This window comes from Mesorhizobium erdmanii, from assembly GCF_013170725.1.
Taxonomy (GTDB): domain Bacteria; phylum Pseudomonadota; class Alphaproteobacteria; order Rhizobiales; family Rhizobiaceae; genus Mesorhizobium; species Mesorhizobium erdmanii.
This window is the reverse complement of the sequence record NZ_CP033361.1, coordinates 933,990-951,620: the sequence shown is the minus strand read 5'-3', so window position 1 is coordinate 951,620 and position 17,631 is coordinate 933,990. Positions and strand designations below refer to the sequence as shown.

16 protein-coding genes are annotated in these 17,631 nt (G+C 64.4%); 10 read left to right on the top strand and 6 right to left on the bottom strand.

The genetic code is table 11. The annotated features are described in order from the left end of the window. Positions 1 to 220: 220 nt before the first annotated feature. On the bottom strand, positions 221 to 856 hold the full coding sequence (locus EB233_RS04470; RefSeq protein WP_027055697.1) for a methyltransferase family protein: 636 nt from the start codon (positions 854 to 856) through the stop codon (positions 221 to 223). Between the two features lie 261 nt (positions 857 to 1,117). Between EB233_RS04470 and EB233_RS04465 the strand changes: the two genes are divergently transcribed. The 9 genes from EB233_RS04465 (at position 1,118) to EB233_RS04425 (ending at position 9,603) form a co-directional block, all read left to right on the top strand. Continuing rightward, entirely contained in the window at positions 1,118 to 1,378 is a 261-nt protein-coding gene (locus EB233_RS04465; protein WP_064990940.1) for a hypothetical protein, read from the top strand. 32 nt (positions 1,379 to 1,410) lie between these two features. Beyond that, positions 1,411 to 2,202, top strand: coding sequence for a COG4705 family protein (locus EB233_RS04460; protein WP_064990939.1), 792 nt, complete (start codon positions 1,411 to 1,413; stop codon positions 2,200 to 2,202). A 165-nt stretch (positions 2,203 to 2,367) separates the two neighbouring features. Then, the gene (locus EB233_RS04455; protein WP_064990938.1) at positions 2,368 to 3,051 is read left to right on the top strand and encodes a winged helix-turn-helix domain-containing protein; all 684 of its coding nucleotides are present in this window, start codon (positions 2,368 to 2,370) and stop codon (positions 3,049 to 3,051) included. Then, positions 3,048 to 4,427 carry a sensor histidine kinase gene (locus EB233_RS04450; protein ID WP_064990937.1) on the top strand — a complete coding sequence of 460 codons (1,380 nt, stop codon included), beginning with the start codon at positions 3,048 to 3,050 and terminating at the stop codon, positions 4,425 to 4,427. Before EB233_RS04455 ends, EB233_RS04450 begins: the two co-directional genes overlap by 4 nt. Positions 4,428 to 4,536: 109 nt before the next feature. Next, positions 4,537 to 5,142: a hypothetical protein gene (locus EB233_RS04445; protein WP_064990936.1), complete on the top strand. Its 606-nt coding sequence runs from the start codon at positions 4,537 to 4,539 to the stop codon at positions 5,140 to 5,142. A gap of 1 nt (position 5,143) precedes the next feature. Further along, complete coding sequence (locus tag EB233_RS04440; protein ID WP_064990935.1) at positions 5,144 to 5,806, top strand: ABC transporter ATP-binding protein; 663 nt, start codon at positions 5,144 to 5,146, stop codon at positions 5,804 to 5,806. After that, the gene (locus EB233_RS04435) at positions 5,799 to 6,482 is read left to right on the top strand and encodes an ABC transporter ATP-binding protein (RefSeq protein WP_064990934.1); all 684 of its coding nucleotides are present in this window, start codon (positions 5,799 to 5,801) and stop codon (positions 6,480 to 6,482) included. The genes EB233_RS04440 and EB233_RS04435 overlap by 8 nt, the downstream gene beginning before the upstream one ends. Next, positions 6,479 to 9,133 carry an FtsX-like permease family protein gene (locus EB233_RS04430; RefSeq protein ID WP_064990933.1) on the top strand — a complete coding sequence of 885 codons (2,655 nt, stop codon included), beginning with the start codon at positions 6,479 to 6,481 and terminating at the stop codon, positions 9,131 to 9,133. The genes EB233_RS04435 and EB233_RS04430 overlap by 4 nt, the downstream gene beginning before the upstream one ends. A 215-nt stretch (positions 9,134 to 9,348) precedes the next feature. After that, positions 9,349 to 9,603 carry a DUF1344 domain-containing protein gene (locus tag EB233_RS04425; protein WP_064991228.1) on the top strand — a complete coding sequence of 85 codons (255 nt, stop codon included), beginning with the start codon at positions 9,349 to 9,351 and terminating at the stop codon, positions 9,601 to 9,603. 129 nt (positions 9,604 to 9,732) lie between these two features. Here EB233_RS04425 and EB233_RS04420 read toward each other — a convergent pair whose 3' ends face one another. The 3 genes from EB233_RS04420 to EB233_RS04410 all read right to left on the bottom strand — a co-directional run bounded on the left by EB233_RS04420 (position 9,733) and on the right by EB233_RS04410 (position 13,236). Next, complete coding sequence (locus EB233_RS04420; RefSeq protein ID WP_081294223.1) at positions 9,733 to 10,887, bottom strand: glycosyltransferase family 2 protein; 1,155 nt, start codon at positions 10,885 to 10,887, stop codon at positions 9,733 to 9,735. Then, entirely contained in the window at positions 10,884 to 12,407 is a 1,524-nt protein-coding gene (locus EB233_RS04415) for an ArnT family glycosyltransferase (protein WP_064990932.1), read from the bottom strand. Before EB233_RS04415 ends, EB233_RS04420 begins: the two co-directional genes overlap by 4 nt. Positions 12,408 to 12,807: 400 nt before the next feature. Continuing rightward, a complete protein-coding gene (locus EB233_RS04410) occupies positions 12,808 to 13,236 on the bottom strand; it encodes an Lrp/AsnC family transcriptional regulator (protein ID WP_027055691.1) in 429 nt (142 codons plus the stop codon). A 126-nt stretch (positions 13,237 to 13,362) separates the two neighbouring features. On the opposite strand from EB233_RS04410, the gene EB233_RS04405 reads away from it, so the two are divergent. Continuing rightward, on the top strand, positions 13,363 to 14,466 hold the full coding sequence (locus tag EB233_RS04405; RefSeq protein WP_064990931.1) for a saccharopine dehydrogenase family protein: 1,104 nt from the start codon (positions 13,363 to 13,365) through the stop codon (positions 14,464 to 14,466). Between the two features lie 171 nt (positions 14,467 to 14,637). Here the strand turns inward: EB233_RS04405 and lpdA are convergent, their stop codons facing one another. After that, positions 14,638 to 16,062, bottom strand: coding sequence for a dihydrolipoyl dehydrogenase (gene lpdA, locus EB233_RS04400; RefSeq protein ID WP_064990930.1), 1,425 nt, complete (start codon positions 16,060 to 16,062; stop codon positions 14,638 to 14,640). A 237-nt stretch (positions 16,063 to 16,299) separates the two neighbouring features. Next, the gene (locus EB233_RS04395; RefSeq protein WP_064990929.1) at positions 16,300 to 17,622 is read right to left on the bottom strand and encodes a dihydrolipoamide acetyltransferase family protein; all 1,323 of its coding nucleotides are present in this window, start codon (positions 17,620 to 17,622) and stop codon (positions 16,300 to 16,302) included. Positions 17,623 to 17,631 lie beyond the last annotated feature (9 nt).

Here is a 17,631-nt window from a genome sequence, read left to right as displayed (position 1 = left end):
GCCGCCAATCCCCGAGCCCTATCGCTCCACCAGCACCGCGGCGCGAAAGGCCGGATTGCCGTACCAGGCCATTCGGTCGAGTTCCGCCGCCCTGACTCAAAGTCGACCACGGCCGTTGCGGTCAAAGCCGGTGACAACGACGGCAGACCTCAAGCGCACGGCGATTGACCTCTCTGGCCTCACGATGATGCGCTGGCGCAGATTGGCCTAAGCCGGACAATCAGTAGAGGGTGATGAAGGCCGGGAACAGCACGCCGGTCTGCCGGAGATATTCGATCAGCTCGATGGCCGGGAAGATGGCGAGGAAATAGAGCCCGTCATAGAAGGTGCGCTTGAGCGCCCGCGTCGAGAACTGCAGCTCGTCATTGTCGCGGTAGAGCAGCGGGTTCGGCCAGAACCGCGGCGTTCTCGTGATGTAGGCCAGATAGGCTGGGCCGAACTTACCCAAGAGAAATTCGGCTTCCTTGCGCGCCGTGACACGGAAGATGAGGAAGCTGGCGAGGCCCAGCGCCAAGGCGACCAAAACCGAGCCGTAGAGCAATCCGATGCCGACCGCGCCGACCGTCGAGAAGAAATAGAGCGGGTTCTGGCTGATCGAAAACGGTCCCGTCGAAACCAGCTCCTCGTTCTTCTTGCCGCCGACATAGAGGATGCTCCACAGCCGCCCGGCGACGCAGGCGAGCACCAGACAGAAGCCGACAAATTCGAGCGTTTCGTGCCCGTCCGAACCTTCGCTGAGCGCCGGCTTGGTGAGAAACAGCAGCAGCACCGCCAGCGCCGCCGCGACGCGCACGAAGATCAGCCGCTTGCGTTGGACGAACGCCTTCGAAACCGGCTTGAGCGACGCATAGGTCATTTCGTGGTTTTCCTGGGGCACGGATTGCAGGTTCGGGCACTGGGGCACGCCATTGATGGCGGATGCAAGGCGGTGGCTTCTATCAGCGCGCGCGCGCGGTTCGTAAAGACCTTTTGTGCGGCCGGCGTCCATTCTTACGAAATTGTATGCCGCCGGACAGGCTGGAGTGAAGTCGCTTCCCTATCGTTGGGATGCCCACCCGCCGTTTAGGGTCGGGTTCAGTTATGGCACCCGGACGGGCATCAGACAGGGAACGGTTTCATGCGAAAATTTGCACTTGCCATCGCAGCGGGCGCCGTCGCCGTCGCCGGCTCGATTTCCAGCGCTTCCGCCGCCGCCACCGCGCCTTGCGAGGAGACGTTGAAGACCCTTCGTGCCGCGGAAGCAGCGGCCACGCTCGGCGACGCCGACAAGTCGAAGGTCTCGGAACTGGAGACCAAGGGCATCGAACGCTGCAATGCCGACGACGACAAGCGCGCCGATGACTTCTTCGCCCAGGCGATGAAGGTCATGGGCAAGTAGTCCCGCGAACCATCAGCCTCAGGAGGTCCGCCATGCTCTCTCCCAACCCGCAACACCCTGACGGCCACAACAGGGTTCCGGACGTCACCCTCGATTTCTGGCTGATCAAGCTGATGGCGGTGACCATGGGCGAGACGGCGGCGGACTATCTCGCCGTCAATCTCGGGCTCGGGCTGACCGTTACCTCGCTGATCATGACCGGCGTGCTGATCGTCGCCCTTGTCCTGCAGTTCGCGCAGAAACGCTACGTACCCTGGGCCTACTGGCTGGCGGTGGTGCTGATCAGCGTCGTCGGCACGCTGATCACCGACAACCTCGTCGACAATTTCGGCGTGCGCCTGCAGACGACGACGATCGCCTTCTCGGTCGCGCTCGTGGCGATATTCGCGGTCTGGTACGCCAGCGAAAGAACACTGTCGATCCACACCATCTTCACCACCCGCCGCGAAATTTTCTACTGGCTGGCGATCCTGTTCACCTTCTCGCTCGGCACCGCCGCCGGCGATCTCGTCGCCGAGAGCTTCGACATGGGCTATCTGACGTCCGGCCTGATGTTCGGCGGCGTCATCGCGCTCATCGCGCTCGCCTATTATCTCGTCAAGCTGGACGCCATCCTGGCCTTCTGGCTCGCCTACATCCTTACCCGGCCGCTCGGCGCCTCCTTCGGCGATCTCCTGTCGCAGCCGGTCGAGTATGGCGGCTTCGGTTTCGGCACCACCTTCACCAGCCTGATCTTCCTTGGCTGCATCTTTGCCCTGGTTCTCTACATGACGCTGAAGAAAGCCGCCGACGATACCGACGAAATTCTGCTGGAATCGGATTGAACCTTGATTTGGTCATCCACGGCTGGAGCATGAGCGTGGCGACGCGGACCCGAGGATGACGAAGGTAAGGAGAGTGCCACACGGTCAAAGCCGCCCTGCCCTCCTAGGAACAGGCCCGAGCCGGTGATAGCCTGTTGCCCAAATTGGCAATCAACCGGAACAGCGATGCGACTTCTTCTTGTCGAGGACGACCAAAGGACGGCGGACTACATCGTCAAGGGCCTGACCGAGGCCGGCCATGTCTGCGACCTCCTGCGCAACGGCCACGACGCACTTTTCGCCGCGACCAGCGGTGGCTATGACGTGATCGTCGCCGACCGCATGATCCCGGGTCTCGACGGCCTGTCTATGGTCAAGGCGGTGCGCGCGGCGGGCGTGCGCACGCCGGCGATATTCCTCACTTCCGTCGGCGGCATCGATGATCGCGTCGAGGGCCTGGAGGCCGGCGGCGACGACTATCTGGTCAAGCCCTTCGCCTTTTCCGAGCTGCTCGCCCGCATCAATGCGCTCGGCCGGCGGCCCGCGGCGCAGGAGCAGAAGACGGTCCTGCGGGTCGGCGACCTCGAAATGGACCTGATCATGCGGCGCGTTGTCAGGCAGGGCCAGCCGATCGACCTGCAGCCGCGCGAATTCAGCCTGCTCGAGGTGCTGATGCGCGGCGAAGGCCGTGTCATCACCCGCACCATGCTCCTGGAGCGCGTTTGGGATTTTCATTTCGATCCCAAGACCAGCGTCGTCGAGACCCATATCAGCCGGCTGCGGGCCAAGGTCGACAAGCCGTTCGACGTCCAGCTCATCCACACGATCCGCAACACCGGCTACAGCCTGCACGCTCCGCTCGCATCATGACCGGTACCTGGTCTCGCCTGCTGCGCAGCACGCCGTTCCGGCTCGCGCTGACATTCGGCTTTCTGTTCATGCTGGCCTTCGTACTGTCGGGCGCCATCGTCTATGAGATGATGAGCGCCGATCTTGCCGAGCGGCTCGACGAGACCATCAAGGAAACCTATTCGGTTGTCGCCGCCACCTATACCGAGAACGACCTGGAAGACCTTGTCACCACGATCGAAAGCCACGCCAAGCTCAGCCCGACGAAGGAACAGCTGTTTTCGCTGACCGACCCGGCCGGTAACCACCTGGCCGGCAACTTCACCGCCGCCGGGCTTCCCGAGGGGTTCTCGGCGTTCGACGCCGTATTGCCAGGCGTCCCTCCCGATACGGAGTACCGTGCCTTTTCCGGCTCGATCGGCCACTACAGCCTCACTGTCGCCTTCAGCCTTTCCGACACGGAGGAGCTGGAAACGGTGGCGATGATGAGCTTTGGCTGGGCAACCCTGATCATCACGGGCCTGGCTGTCGCCGGCGGCGCGCTGCTTGCCTCGCGTGTCCAGCGCCGCCTTGATGGCATCGCCGCGACCATGGTCGACGTCTCGCATGGCCGGCTCGATACCCGCATCCCGCTGACCGGCACCGGCGACGATATCGACATCGTTTCCAGTCAGGTCAATGCGGCGCTCGACCGCCTGTCGGGCCTGGTCGAAGGCATGAAGCAGGTCAGCACCAACATCGCGCATGATCTGAAGACACCGCTCAACCGCCTGCAGATGATCCTGGAAGGTGCCGCCGACAAGTCCACGCGAAATGAGGATGTCTCCGACGACCTGGCCGATGCCCGCGTGGAAGGGTATCAGATCAACGAGACCTTCGACGCGCTGTTGAGAATCGCGCAGATCGAGGCCGGCGCGCGCAAGGCGCGGTTCACCGATGTCGATCTGGGCGAGATCCTGCAAACCATCGCCGATATCTACTCCGACGTGGCCGAGGATGACGGCAAGTTGCTGTCACCGCCGATTCTGGACGGAACGGCGGACCGCATCCACGGCGATCGCGAGCTTTTGACGCAGATGTTCGCCAATCTGGTCGAAAACGCACTGCGCCACTGCCCTCCCGGAACCACGATCACGCTGTCGGTGACGCACCAGGGCGCGCGCATCCTTGCCGGCGTCGCCGACAATGGACCGGGCATTCCCGCGGACGAGCGCGAAAAAGTGTTTCAGCGTCTTTACCGGCTGGACCACAGCCGCTCGACGCCGGGCAGCGGCCTCGGGCTCAGCCTTGTCAGGGCCATCGCCGACCTGCACGGGGCCTCCATTACGCTGGAGGACTGCCGGCCAGGCCTCGCCGTGGAGGTGAGCTTTCCACTGTTGAGATCGCCGGGGTCATAGAGCTGAAGCGAGAGCCGGAAGCTTACCAAAACGTATGAGGCTGGCGACCCGCCAGTAAACTTGCGGCGGCATACTGAGGGACCTCAGCTTGCTTCGAAAGGCCGCGGAAATGAAAACCCCTTCTCGGAAAACCAACAGCGTGTTGCCGGTTCTTGCCGTCGCGGCGTGCCTTGGCACGATAGTCACCCTGGTCCCAACGCTTTGCAGCCTGCCAGCTTCGGCCGCTGAGAAGGCTGTCCAACCCGAGAAGAACCCCCCGGGGGACATTCCCGATACGCAAGTGTTCATCGACTATACCTCGCCGGAAGGATTCAGCCTGAAGGTGCCTGAGGGCTGGGCACGGTCTGATCGCGCCGACGGCGCCAGCTTCGTCGACAAGCTGGACGGCGTCGTGGTCTCGATTTCCAAGGCGGACGCCGCGCCGACCGTCGACAGCGCCAAGGCGGACTATGTCGCCAAGCTCGAAGCCGCCGGACGCGCTGTGCAAGTGAGCGCCGTCAAGCAGGTCAAGCTGCCGGCTGGCGCCGCGATCCGCATCGTTTATACCTCGAACTCCGAACCGAACGCGGTGACCAACCGGCAGGTTCGCCTCGAGAACGAGCGCTACCTCTATTTCAGGGACGGCAAGCTCGTGGCGCTGGAACTATATGCGCCCAAGGGCGCCGACAATGTCGACCAGTGGCAGCTGATGTCCAAATCGTTCCGGTGGAAATGAGATGCACGCGTTGGACGCGCATGAAATCTATCGCTTTTTCCATATCGGCGACGACGAGACCGCCGCGTTGCGAGGCGTCAGTTTCCACGTTGGCGCCAGCGAGATCGTCGCCCTGGTCGGGCCTTCCGGCAGTGGTAAATCCACCTTGCTGGCCTGCGTCACGGGCCTCGATGAACCTGATGGCGGCCATGTCGAGGTGGCTGGCGTCCGGCTGACCAGGCGACCGGAGGCCTACCGCTCGCGCGTTCGCGCCGCCAGCTTCGGCATTCTGCCGCAATCGGGAAACCTGTTTGGCCACTTGACCGTCGCGCAGAACCTTCGATTGCAGATGCTGCTGGCGAAGAAACCGGATGACCAACGAATAGCCGGCCTGCTGGACAGTGTCGGCCTCTCGCATCGTGCGCGCGCTTTTCCGACCGAGCTGTCCGGCGGCGAGACGGCGCGCGCAGGCCTTGCCGTGGCGCTGGCCGCCGATCCGCCGGTCTTGATCGCGGACGAGCCGACCGCGGAGGTTGATAGGGATACCGAATCCCGGCTTATCGCCCATTTCGAGGCCAGGCGCGACGCCGGATTGGCAACGCTGCTGGCGACCCACAGCAGGGCGCTGGCGCGGAGGGCCGATCGCATCGTCCGGCTAAAGGACGGGAGGATCGACCGTGGGTGAGACGCTCGTCGTCGCCAAAGGCCTCGGACGGGACTTCCGGGATGGCAACACCGGTCGGATTGCAGTGCTGCGCGATGTCGACTGCGAGATCGCTTCGGGCGCGCGTATCGCGCTCGTCGGACCTTCGGGCAGCGGCAAGACAACCCTGCTGCATATTCTCGGCGGGCTCGACCGGCCATCGGCCGGTACCGTCGAATGGCCTGGGCTTGGCGCGTTCGAGGCCTTGAGGCCGCGCCAGATCGGCTTCGTATTCCAGTCGCCCAGCCTGTTCCCCGCCCTCACCGCCGTCCAGAATGTCGGCCTGCCCATGCTGCTCGCCGGCGAGAATACCGACACTGACCACGCCGGGGCATCGCTTCTGCAATCGTTCGGCCTCGGCGAGCTCGGCGACAAGCTGCCGGAGGAGCTGTCCGGCGGTCAAGCCCAGCGCATTGCCATGGCCCGTGCTCTGGTCATGGGTCCGAAACTCGTGCTGGCCGACGAGCCTACCGGACAGTTGGACAGCCGAACGGCGCTGCGTTTCTTCGACGCCGTGTTCGACCGCCTGGAAGGCACCGACGTCGCCCTGGTCTTGGCCACGCATGACGAAACCGTGGCCAACCGCATGGCGACGCGCTGGACGATGGAACACGGCCGGCTGACCACCGGGCATAGGCCAGGGGCCGCCGCGGCATGATGGTCCTGCTGTGGATCCGTGGCGTCCTCGCCCGCCGTTTCCTGCGCGTGGCCGGCGCCGCTGCCGGCATCGCGCTGGCCGTCGCCTTGCTTGCGGCAATGTCGCTCTTCCTCGCCGACGCCGGTGCATCGATGACCGCCCGCGCCGTGTCGGCGGTTTCAATCGACTGGCAGGTGCAGATTATTCCCGGCGCTGATCCGGATCTCATCGGCAAGGCCTTGACGCAAGCTGCTCCGGTCAAGGCGGCGCATCAAGTCCGCTATGCCGACGTCGCCGGCCTTGAAGCCCAGACCAGCGGTACGACCCAAACCACGGGGCCTGGCCAGGCGGTTGCTTTCGATAGCCGGTATCCCACCGATTTCCCGGCGGAAATCCGCTCGCTTTCCGGCACCCTGGACGGCGTGCTGATTGCCCAGCAGACAGCCGCCAACCTGCATGTCGGCCCCGGCGACACGGTCTCGATCCAGCGTATAGGTCTGCCGCCGGCGGAGGTCAGGATTGCCGGCGTTGTCGATCTCCCCGACGCCGACGCCCTGTTCCAGGCTGTCGGCCTGCCGCCCCAGGCCGCGCCGCAGGCGCCGCCCGACAACGTCCTCATCCTGCCGCGGGAAACCTGGCGGCAAGTGTTCGATCCGCAGCAGCAGGTCCGTCCCGACACCACCCGGCTGCAATTGCATGTGCGGCTTGACCGCGAGACGCTGCCACCGGATCCCGTCGTGGCCTATACCTCTGTCGCCGCCGCCCAGCGCAATCTCGAAGCGCGGGTCGCCGGCCAGGCCCTGGTGGCCGACAATCTCGGCTCGCGGCTTGGGGCGGTCCGCGAGGATGCGTTGTACGCCTCGGTGCTGTTCCTGTTCCTCGGGCTGCCTGGCATAGCACTGGCGGTTGCGCTCACCTTTGCCGTCACTGCGTCCGGTGCGGCACGCCGGCGCACGGAGCAGGCGTTGCTTCGCGTCCGCGGCGCGACCACCAAGGACATCCTGCTCCTGTCCGCCACGGAAGCTGCCGTGGCGGCAATCGCTGGAACCGCAGTCGGTATGGCCGCGGCATCGCTCCTTGCCATCGTCGCGCCAGGCCTCAACCCGGCGCTTGGCCTTGACGGACCGACACTGCTTGTTGTCGCCATCTTCGGGCTGCTGGTCGGGTTCATCGCCTTTCTCTACCCCGCCTGGCTGGACGCGCGCTGGACGACCGTGACCGCGGCGCGGCGCACCGTGAGCCGGCCGAGCGCACCGCTCTGGCAGCGCCTGTGGCTGGACTGCCTGCTGCTCGCAGCGGCGGGATTGCTCTTCTGGCAATCGGCGAGCACCGGATACCAGATCGTGCTTGCGCCCGAAGGCGTGGCGGCGACGGCGGTGGACTACAAGGCGTTCATCGCGCCGGCCTTGTTCTGGCTTGGGATCGGGCTGCTGACGATCAGGCTGTCGGCGAGGATCATCGCCAGCAATGGTACGCTCCTGCGGATGATCGTTGCGCCGGTGTCGGGAGCGCTGGCGCCCGTCGTATCGGCCGCCCTGTCGCGGCAATCGGGACGGCTGACCATCGGCATTGCGATGACCGCGCTGGCCATTTCCTTTGCGACATCGACGGCCATCTTCAACACCACTTACAATGCCCAGGCGCGCATCGACGCCGAGCTGACCAACGGTTCCGACGCCACAGTCTTCGGCACGGCGGACAAACCGGCCGGAGCCCACCTTGCAGCGCTCGCCTCGCTGCCCGAAGTGGCAACGGCGGAACCCATGCAGCACCGTTTCGCCTATGTCGGCGCCGACCTGCAGGACCTTTATGGCATCGATCCCAACCGCATCGGGCGCGCCACCAGCCTGTCCGATGCCTATTTCAGCGGCGCCAGCGCGGCCGGCACGCTCGCCTTGCTCGCCGCGACACCAGACGGTGTTCTGGTCTCGGAAGAGACCGTACAGGATTTCCAGCTCCAGCAGGGCGATACGATCAACCTGCGGCTCATCGATGCCAGGGATCACCAGTATCATCCTGTGGCCTTCAAGTTCATCGGCGTCGCCCGCGAATTTCCGACCGCGCCAAAGGATTCTTTCCTTGTCGCCAATTCGGCCTATGTCGCTCGCATGTCCGGCTCCGACGCGTCGGAATACGTGCTCATGCGGGCCAAGGCGGATCCAGCCGAACTGGCGCGACAGGCTTCTTCGGTGCTCGATTTCGATCCCTCGCTGAAGGTGGCCGACATCGGCCAGGCGGCACATCTCATCGGCTCGAGTCTGACCGCGGTCGATCTTGGCGGTCTAACGACAATCGAATTGAGCTTCGCGGTCGTCATGGCCGCGGCTGCCGCCGGGCTGATGCTGGCACTGGGGTTCTTCGAGCGTCGCCGGCCTTTTGCCATTCTCGCGGCGATCGGCGCCAGACCGCGCCAGCTCGCCGCCTTCCTCTGGAGCGAAGGTCTGCTGATCCTCGTTGGCGGCATTGTGTTCGGCCTTCTTTCAGGCCTGCTGACGGCATGGATGCTGGTCAAGCTGCTGACCGGCGTGTTCGATCCGCCGCCGGAAGCACTGTCGATTCCCTGGCTTTACCTAGCGGTCATGCTCGGCCTTGTGGCCGCTTCGGTGGCTGTCGCCGTTTGGTCGGCCCGGCCATCGGCGGGACAGGCAGCGGAACAGTTGCGCGACCTCTAAAGCAATTCCAGGAAAAGTGTATAACGGTTTTCCCGGGAGAAGCGCATAGCACTTCCCCTAGGGAATTGCGTAAAAACAAAGAGTTAGGCCGGAGGTCGATTACCTATTTGTAAACTCGCGGCCAGCCAGCCGAAAACTCCACGGTCTAGGCTTACTTAGCCGCTTCGAGGCCAATGGCCGGCGGCTCCACAACCAAGCCAAACGGGAAAAAGACCATGAAGAAATCAGCTATCGCAGCCGCGATTGTACTCGCCGTCATATCCTCGACCGGCGCCTTCGCCAAGGCGGCCAGCGGCACAATCGCCAGCATCGACAAGAAGGGCGATTCGATCACGCTTTCCGACGGCAAGACCTTCATCTTGCCGGAAGGCATCGAAGCCGAGACACTGAAAGTCGGCGAGAAGGTGGTTGTGACCTATTCGACCAAGGCCGGCAAGATGGCGGCATCAAGCATCCAGCCGGCTAAATAAACCAGCACCAGCTGGAGCAATTCCGGGAATAGGTCGGAGGCCCGCCGGCAGCGAACTAAACGGCTGTCGGCGGACTTCTTCAAAGTATTCCGGTGACCAACCGATCGAGACGGGGTGTCGGGAACCACTCTACTGGCGGCGCCAGGTGATGGCGGAGTTGGTGATGTAGTTCCACGCCGAACCGACGATGGCGCCGGCAAGGCCGGCGACCCACCAGCGTGAGTGGCCGCTGTAGAGAAGCGTCGATACCCCGACACCTGCCACGACGCCGAAGCTGCATAGGGCCGCGAACATGAGCAAGCCGGTCAGGAACCGCCAGCCGCGCCGACGTTGGTCGCGATAGGTGAACGCGTTGTTCAGCGTGTAGTTGAAGGCCATCGCCGCGAACATGGCAGCTGTCTGGGCGACGGCAAACGACAATCCGTGCGGCAGCAATGCATGCAGGACGGAGAGATGGACGACGACGCCGGCGGATCCGACTAGGCCAAATGCAAGGAAACGCGTCGAGATCAGATCCCCCGACATTTTCGAAACCAGCAGACCGGCGTATTCAAGCGCGACCAGGGAGTCGAGTTTGCTCTGTCCATGCAGGCGCGGGGCGAACACGTAAGGGATTTCCCTGATCCTGATGGTGGTAGGCGAAGACGCGACGATGTCGAGCAGGATTTTGAAGCCTTGCCGCGACAGCCGGGGGGCCACCGCCTCGACGATCTCCCTGCGCAACATGAAGAAGCCGCTCATCGGATCGTCGATCTGCGTCCTCAGAAGGACGCGGGCAAGATGCGTCGCCAGCCGGCTGGCATTCGATCGCAACTTGGTAAATCCGCCATCGGCACCGCCATTGTCCTGGTAACGACTGGCAATCACCAGGTCGGCCTCGCCCCGCTGCAGGACCGCGAACATGGTGGACAGGCAGGTTTCGTCGTGCTGCAGATCACCGTCCATCACGGCGACGATCGGTGCCGAACTCGACAGGATGCCCTCGAGGCAGGCTCCGGCGAGGCCGCGGCGGGCGATACGCCGGATGCCGCGAACCCGGTGGTCGCTGGCCGCAATGTCGCGGACCGCCAGCATCGTGCCATCCTTCGAGTCGTCGTCGACGAACACCACCTCCCATTCAAGAAGCGGAAGCGATTGCCGCAGCCGGTCCACCAGCAGACTGATGTTGGCGCGCTCGTTCAGCGTCGGAACGACGATCGTCAATTCCGCCCCGCCCCGCCCGGTCATTATGGGAAGCACGTTGTCCGCCAACACACCGCCGCCCTGTTGGGCCACCTTGTTCATGGCAGTCCCGCCGCCGGCTGCATATTGACCTTGGGAGGTTGCGCCTGCGCGCGCTTCACCGGCAGGACGAGCATGTCAAACACCGGAAATCCGTACACTTGCTGCACCACATGCCGGGCATCTCCGTTGACGGCAAATAGGCCGCCGAGACTGTCGCGAGCGTCCTTTTCGTGAGCGGCCTCGTCGCTGAAGTTCAAGGCGGCGATGAAAAACCCGGTGTTTCGGCCAGCAAGAGGGCTCTTGTCCATGAACTGGAAGTGGCGCGGGTCGCCAGGAAGCACCTCGATCGGAATGTCCGGGCCAAGTTCGTAGGCCAGCTTTGCCGCCTGCATCCAGTTCGAAGCGACGACGTATCCGTTGGCGTGCCTGATCTCGTCGGCGATCTTGCTGTCCGTCAGCGCGGACCAGTCGACGAGTTGCCAGTTGACGTCGAACTTCGACGCCCTCTGGAAGAACGGCCTGGTCAGCGCGCCGGTTGTCGTCTGCACCGCAAATCCGACGGCCAGAAGCGATACGACACCGGCGGCAATGACGAAGGATGCGAAAAGCCGGGTTGGCCGTCGCGTCGAATAGACGCTGCACCATTGGCCGACGAGGGGAAAGGCAAACAGGAAGCCGCTCATCGACCAGTGCGGCAGGGAGTGGGCACTGAACAGCGCGATCACATCGAAGAATACGATGGGAAGCGCCGAGAACAGCACGAAGAAGCGATCGATTGGCGTGCCGACCCGGGCGCCTCGCCACAGGCACGCCATGGCGACCAGCCAGATCGGCGGCCACAGATAGGCGGCCTGGCCGAGCAACGTGGTGGCGAGGTTGCCGGGATGCAGGAGGTGGCCCTCATTGGCGGTGCCGCGGCCGGACTGGAATGCCAGTGAAATCCAGCCGTGGTCCATGTTCCATAGAACGACCGGCAACAGACCAAGTGCCGCGACGGCCCCGGCCACCCATGGCCCGGCAGTCCGCAGCTGGCCCCTGCCGGGTTTCGTCAACAGCAGCACCAGCAGGGCGGAGATGCAAAATATGCCGGCCTGATATTTCGACATCAGCGCCAGCCCAAGGGCGACACCGGCCGCGCACCAGCGCAGGAACGCAAAGCGCGGCTCTGAACCGAGTAGCATTGGCGCGGCCAGGCAAGCGGCGGCCAACAGAAAGAAATCAAGCGGCCCGTCTGGAACGACGAAATGGCCGGCCGAGATGAGAAAGAACGGCGCGATCGTATACCAGGCCACTGCCCAGAACGCCGCGACGGCACCATAAGCGTATCGGGTCAGCGCAAACAGCAGCAGCGCTGACGCAGAGCCGAGCAGCACGTAGGGAAGCCGCACCACGAGCCGGCATTCGCAACCGGACATATCCGCCATGAACCGGGCGAGCGCGAAGCCGAGCGGAGGATGATCGAAGTAGGAAAGCGAATGGCTGCGCGACACCACCACCGCATAGGCCTCATCGATCGACAGTGGGATGACCGACGCAAGTCCTATCCTGAAGATCAGGAAGGCGGCGACGAGAAGAACCATCTGGGAATCGGGAGACGCGGGAAAAGAGCGCGCCACGCCGGATGATGGCCACGTGGCGACACCGCCTCCCCGCCAAGTTTCCTCGGACTGCATCCGGGCGCTACCAGAACCAGAGCTGATGGGCGCCGTAATCTTGCATCGGCCCGTTTTCGGACATTGGGAGCGACAGCAAAGCGATAGTCAGCAACACGGCGGTGGTTGCGATGCATATCCACCGACTTTGCCAGACGGAAACATTACGCGGTACGTTCAAAGCCACCTCTCGGAACGCGACAGGTTTTCGGCTTCGGTTTGGCCGCATCGGTTCGAGCGTGACACTACCTTGTCAATCATACCGGCGTTTTGCCGGGTTCTTACAAATCGGTAAGAGGGCGGGAATCGCCCATGAACGGCCCGACACTCAGCGATCGATGCGCGTCGACAGGATGATCGACGACGATGTCCGCTCGACTCCTTCCATGGCGCCGATCCGGTCGAGCAACGCGTCGAGGTCGCGGATCGACGGCGCGTCGACGATGACGATCATGTCGAAATTGCCGCTGACGGAGTGCAGCGTCCGCACCGGCGGCAGCGCCTGCAAGGCACGCACCACCTTGTCGGCAAGCTTGGGCGTGACGGTGAGCAGCACATGCGCCCTGACCAGGCCCTGCTCATAGTCGGCGGAGAGCCTGACGCCGTAGCCCGATATGATGCCACGCTGCTCCAGCCGTTCGATCCGGCTTTGCACGGTTGTCCGCGACACGCCGAGCTGCCTCGCCAGTTCGGCGGTCGAGGCGCGCGCGTTGGCGCGCAGCAGGGAAAGCAGGGCCTGTTCGGCTTCACTGAGCATTTCAACGAATTCCTTCGGCGAATTGTGTAATTAGAGGTTTCATTTTGCACAATTCCACGCTTCCTTTCGACGGGCAAGCTGCGATCCTGTTCCCTTGATTTGGCTTTTTGCATGAGGGATTGGGTCATGAAGAAAATTGTTGTCGTCGGCGCCGGCAAGATCGGCTCCACCATCGCCGGGATGCTCGCCGCCACCGGCGACTTTTCCGTCACCGTCGTCGATCGCGCGGCGGCACAGCTTGCCGCGGCCGAACTGCCCGCCGGCGTCGAGGCGCTGGAGCTCGACATCGCCGCGCCGGGCGCGCTCGAAGCAGCACTCGCCGGCAAGTTCGCGGTGCTGAGCGCCGCCCCCTTTCACCTGACCACGCGCATCGCCGAGGCGGCGGCCAGCGCCGGCGTGCATTATCTCGACCTCACCGAGGATGTCGTCTCTACCCGCCGCGTCAAGGAACTGGCGCGCGACGCCAGGAGCGCCTTCATCCCGCAATGCGGGCTGGCGCCGGGCTTCATCTCGATCGTCGCCAACGATCTGGCCAACCGTTTCGACACGCTGGAAAGCGTCCGCATGCGCGTTGGCGCGCTGCCGCAATACCCGTCCAACGCGCTCAACTACAACCTCACCTGGAGCACCGACGGTGTCATCAACGAATATTGCGAGCCCTGCGAGGCGATCGTCGAAGGGGAGCTGATCGAGGTCCCGCCGTTGGAAGAGCGCGAAGAATTCTCGCTCGACGGCGTCACCTACGAGGCCTTCAACACCTCCGGCGGCCTCGGCACGCTGGCCGAGACGCTAAAGGGCAAGGTGCGCACGCTGAACTACCGCACCATCCGCTATCCCGGCCACGCCGCGATCATGAAGGCGCTGCTCAACGACCTTGGCCTGCGCCATCGCCGCGACGTGCTGAAGGATATCTTTGAAAGTTCCCTGCCCTCGACGCTGCAGGACGTGGTCATCGTCTTCGTCACCGTCTCCGGCCGCCGCAACGGCCGCCTGCTGCAGGAGACCTACGCCAACAAGATCTATTCGCAGCGCATCGGCCAGACGGTCCGCAGCGCCATCCAGATCACCACCGCGTCCGGCATCTGCGCCGTGCTCGACATGCTGGCCGACGGCAGCCTGCCGGCGACCGGCTTCGTCAAGCAGGAAGACATCGCGCTCGACGCATTTCTGGCCAACCGTTTCGGACGGGCCTATGCGCAACATGAGATGGTAAGCCGGCTGGCGGGATGAGGCTGTGTAGTCTCCCCCCCCTCGAGGGGGAGATGTCGCCGAAGGCGACAGAGGGGGTCGCCTCGCGCAGAGCGCCAACCTCCTTCTGTCGCAAGGAAGGCCGCGTCCAGTCGGACCGACCCCCTCTGGCCTGCCGGCCATCTCCCCCTCAAGGGGGGAGATCAGCTGCCCTCAAATATGCAGCGCGTGCCCGAGTGCCTTGAGCGCCGCTTCCTGGAACCCTTCCCCCTGCGTCGGATGCGCATGGATGGTCCCTGCGATGTCTTCCAGCCGCGCCCCCATCTCCAGCGCCAGCCCGAAAGCCGCCGACAGTTCCGACACGCCTTGCCCGACAGCCTGGATGCCGAGCACCAGATGGTTGTCGGCGCGGGCGACAACCCGCACGAAACCATCCTCGCCCTGCTTCGTCATCGCCCGCCCGTTGGCGGCGAACGGGAACAGCCCGATTTTGACCTCGCCCTGGGCCTTGGCTTCTTCGGGCGACAGCCCTGATGTGACCAGCTCGGGATCGGTGAAGCACACGGCGGGGATCGAGCGCTTGTCCCAGCTGCGCTTGTGGCCGGCGACGATCTCGGCGACCATTTCGCCTTGCGCCATGGCGCGATGCGCCAGCATCGGCTCGCCGGTGACATCGCCAATGGCGAAGACGCCGCGCATCGAGGTGCGGCACTGGTCGTCGATCCTGATGAACTTGCCTGACATGTCGAGGTCGATCTGCTCGAGCCCCCAGCCTTCGGTCACCGGCTTGCGCCCGACCGTCACCAAGACCTTGTCCGCCGCGACCTCCACGCTCTTGCCGTCGCCAGTCTTGCCGTCCCCAGTCTTGCCGTCCGAACTCTCGACCAGCAGCGCGTCGCCTTTTTTCGACAGCCCCTTGGCCTTGGCGCCCAGCATCACCTCGACGCCGAGCGCAGCAAGCCGCTTGCTCACCGGCCGGGTCAGCTCCGCGTCATACTGCGCCAGCACGCGCGGCAAGGCCTCGACCACCGTGACCCTGGCGCCCATTCTGGCGAAAGCCATGCCGAGCTCCAGCCCGATATAACCGCCGCCGACGACCGCTAGCCTCTTCGGCACCTCGCTCAAGGCCAGCGCGTCGGTGGACGATATCACCGGCCCGCCAAAGGGAAGGAAGGGCAGTTCGACCGGCGCCGAGCCGGTGGCGATGACGATCGCCTCGGCGCGGATCACCTGGCTTCCGGTCTCGGTCTCGACCTCGACGGTCTTGCCGTCGCGGAACGTCGCCCAGCCATGCACGGTCTTCACGCCCGCCTTCTTAAGCAGGCCGGCGACGCCGCTGTTGAGCCGGCTTACGATGCCGTCCTTCCAGGCGACGGTTTTGCTAAGGTCGAGCACGGGTGCCGAGACCGAAATGCCGAGCGGGCTCTTGCCGCCGGCCATATGCGACACCTTCTCGAACTCCTCCGCCGCATGGATCAGCGCCTTGGACGGGATGCAACCGACATTGAGGCAGGTGCCGCCGGGCTTGCCGGCCTCGACGATCACCGTATCGACGCCAAGCTGGCCCGCCCGGATGGCGCAGATATAGCCGCCGGGACCGGCGCCGATGACGAGCAGCTTGCAGGAGATTTCTTTCATGGCGTGATACTTCGATCCGAGGAAATGTTCCGTCGCGTTCCTTCGCGCCCGCCTCTTTCCTGCCGGACATCTCCCCCACCAGGGGGGAGATTGGCAACGTCGTCGCTTCGCTCATTCCGGCAACGATGGAGATTTGCGAAACCCAGCGTGACATCCAATCTCCCCCCTTGTGGGGGAGATGCCTGGCAAGGCAGAGGGGGGCGCTGTCCCGCCGTCATCTCGGTCATTCCCCGCCCCTCAATCCACGAAAATCAGAGCCGGTGTTTCCAGCAGCGCCTTGATGCGCTGGATGAAAACCGCCGCTTCCCAGCCGTCGATCACCCTATGGTCGAAGCTCGACGACAGGTTCATCATCTTGCGCGGGATGAACTGCGTGCCGTCCCACACCGGCCGCACCATCATCTTGTTGACGCCGATGATCGCCACCTCCGGGTGGTTGATGACCGGTGTCGTCGCCACGCCGCCCATGGCGCCGAGCGAGGTGATGGTGATGGTCGAGCCGGACAGCTCGTCACGCGTCGCCGTGCCGGACTTGGCCGCCTCGGCCAGCCTGGCGACCTCGGCGCCGCAATCCCAGATGTCGCGCGCCTCGGCATGCTTGACCACCGGCACCACCAGCCCGGACGGCGTCTGCGCGGCGATGCCGATATGGATGCCGCCATGCTGATGAATGATGCCGGCCTCGTCGTCGAACAGCGAATTGAGCTGCGGCTGATCCGCGATCGCCTTGACCATCGCCCGCATCAGGAATGGCAGCAGCGTCAGCTTCGGCCTCTCGCCGCCGCCGCTGGCCTGGCGCTTTTCCTTGTTGAGCACGGCGCGCAATTCCTCCAGCGCGGTGACGTCGATCTCCTCGACATAGGTGATGTGCGGGATGCGCGATTTGGACAGCGTCATCTTCTCGGCGATCTTGCGCCGGAGACCGATCACCTTGATGTCTTCGACCGCGTCATTGCGGGTGAGGCCCGACGCCTTGGCGACCTGCGGCCCGCGTGCCAGGAACGCCTCGATATCCTCATGGCCGATACGGCCGGCCGGGCCGCTTCCCGCGACCTGCCTGAGATCGATGCCGGCCTCTTTCGCCCGCAGGCGCACGGCCGGCGACGCCAGCGGCTTTTCACCTTCCGGACGCGGCGCGCCGGAGACGGAAACGCCGGTGCTTTTCGAAGCGGGAGGGGCGGGCTTCACCTCCGCTGCCGCCGCCGCGGCCGCCGGCGGGATCTTTGCGGCCGGCGCGGCAGTCTCGGGCTTCGGCGTCGGAAGTTTCACCGGAGGCTCCGATGCCACCGCGCCGCCCTGCTGCCTGACATTGCCCTCGCCCGCCACTTTCAGCCGCACGATCGGCGACCCGATCGCCACGGTGTCGCCGATCTCGGCGCCCAGCCACAGGATCTCGCCATCGACCGGTGACGGGATTTCGACCGTCGCCTTGTCGGTCATCACGGCCGCAAGCACCATGTCCTCGCGCACGATGTCGCCGATCTTGACGTGCCATTCGACGAGTTCGGCCTCGGCGACGCCCTCGCCGACATCGGGGAGCTTGATGATGTGTTCGCCCATCTCAGGCTC

Excerpts from the sequence above, each read along its gene's own strand:
- EB233_RS04470 (WP_027055697.1), bottom strand. The coding sequence starts at position 856 with ATGACCTATGCGTCGCTCAAGCCGGTTTCGAAGGCGTTCGTCCAACGC.
- EB233_RS04465 (WP_064990940.1), top strand. The coding sequence starts at position 1,118 with ATGCGAAAATTTGCACTTGCCATCGCAGCGGGCGCCGTCGCCGTCGCC.
- EB233_RS04460 (WP_064990939.1), top strand. The coding sequence starts at position 1,411 with ATGCTCTCTCCCAACCCGCAACACCCTGACGGCCACAACAGGGTTCCG.
- EB233_RS04455 (WP_064990938.1), top strand. The coding sequence starts at position 2,368 with ATGCGACTTCTTCTTGTCGAGGACGACCAAAGGACGGCGGACTACATC.
- EB233_RS04450 (WP_064990937.1), top strand. The coding sequence starts at position 3,048 with ATGACCGGTACCTGGTCTCGCCTGCTGCGCAGCACGCCGTTCCGGCTC.
- EB233_RS04445 (WP_064990936.1), top strand. The coding sequence starts at position 4,537 with ATGAAAACCCCTTCTCGGAAAACCAACAGCGTGTTGCCGGTTCTTGCC.
- EB233_RS04440 (WP_064990935.1), top strand. The coding sequence starts at position 5,144 with ATGCACGCGTTGGACGCGCATGAAATCTATCGCTTTTTCCATATCGGC.
- EB233_RS04430 (WP_064990933.1), top strand. The coding sequence starts at position 6,479 with ATGATGGTCCTGCTGTGGATCCGTGGCGTCCTCGCCCGCCGTTTCCTG.
- EB233_RS04425 (WP_064991228.1), top strand. The coding sequence starts at position 9,349 with ATGAAGAAATCAGCTATCGCAGCCGCGATTGTACTCGCCGTCATATCC.
- EB233_RS04420 (WP_081294223.1), bottom strand. The coding sequence starts at position 10,887 with ATGAACAAGGTGGCCCAACAGGGCGGCGGTGTGTTGGCGGACAACGTG.
- EB233_RS04415 (WP_064990932.1), bottom strand. The coding sequence starts at position 12,407 with ATGGTTCTTCTCGTCGCCGCCTTCCTGATCTTCAGGATAGGACTTGCG.
- EB233_RS04410 (WP_027055691.1), bottom strand. The coding sequence starts at position 13,236 with ATGCTCAGTGAAGCCGAACAGGCCCTGCTTTCCCTGCTGCGCGCCAAC.
- EB233_RS04405 (WP_064990931.1), top strand. The coding sequence starts at position 13,363 with ATGAAGAAAATTGTTGTCGTCGGCGCCGGCAAGATCGGCTCCACCATC.
- lpdA (WP_064990930.1), bottom strand. The coding sequence starts at position 16,062 with ATGAAAGAAATCTCCTGCAAGCTGCTCGTCATCGGCGCCGGTCCCGGC.
- EB233_RS04395 (WP_064990929.1), bottom strand. The coding sequence starts at position 17,622 with ATGGGCGAACACATCATCAAGCTCCCCGATGTCGGCGAGGGCGTCGCC.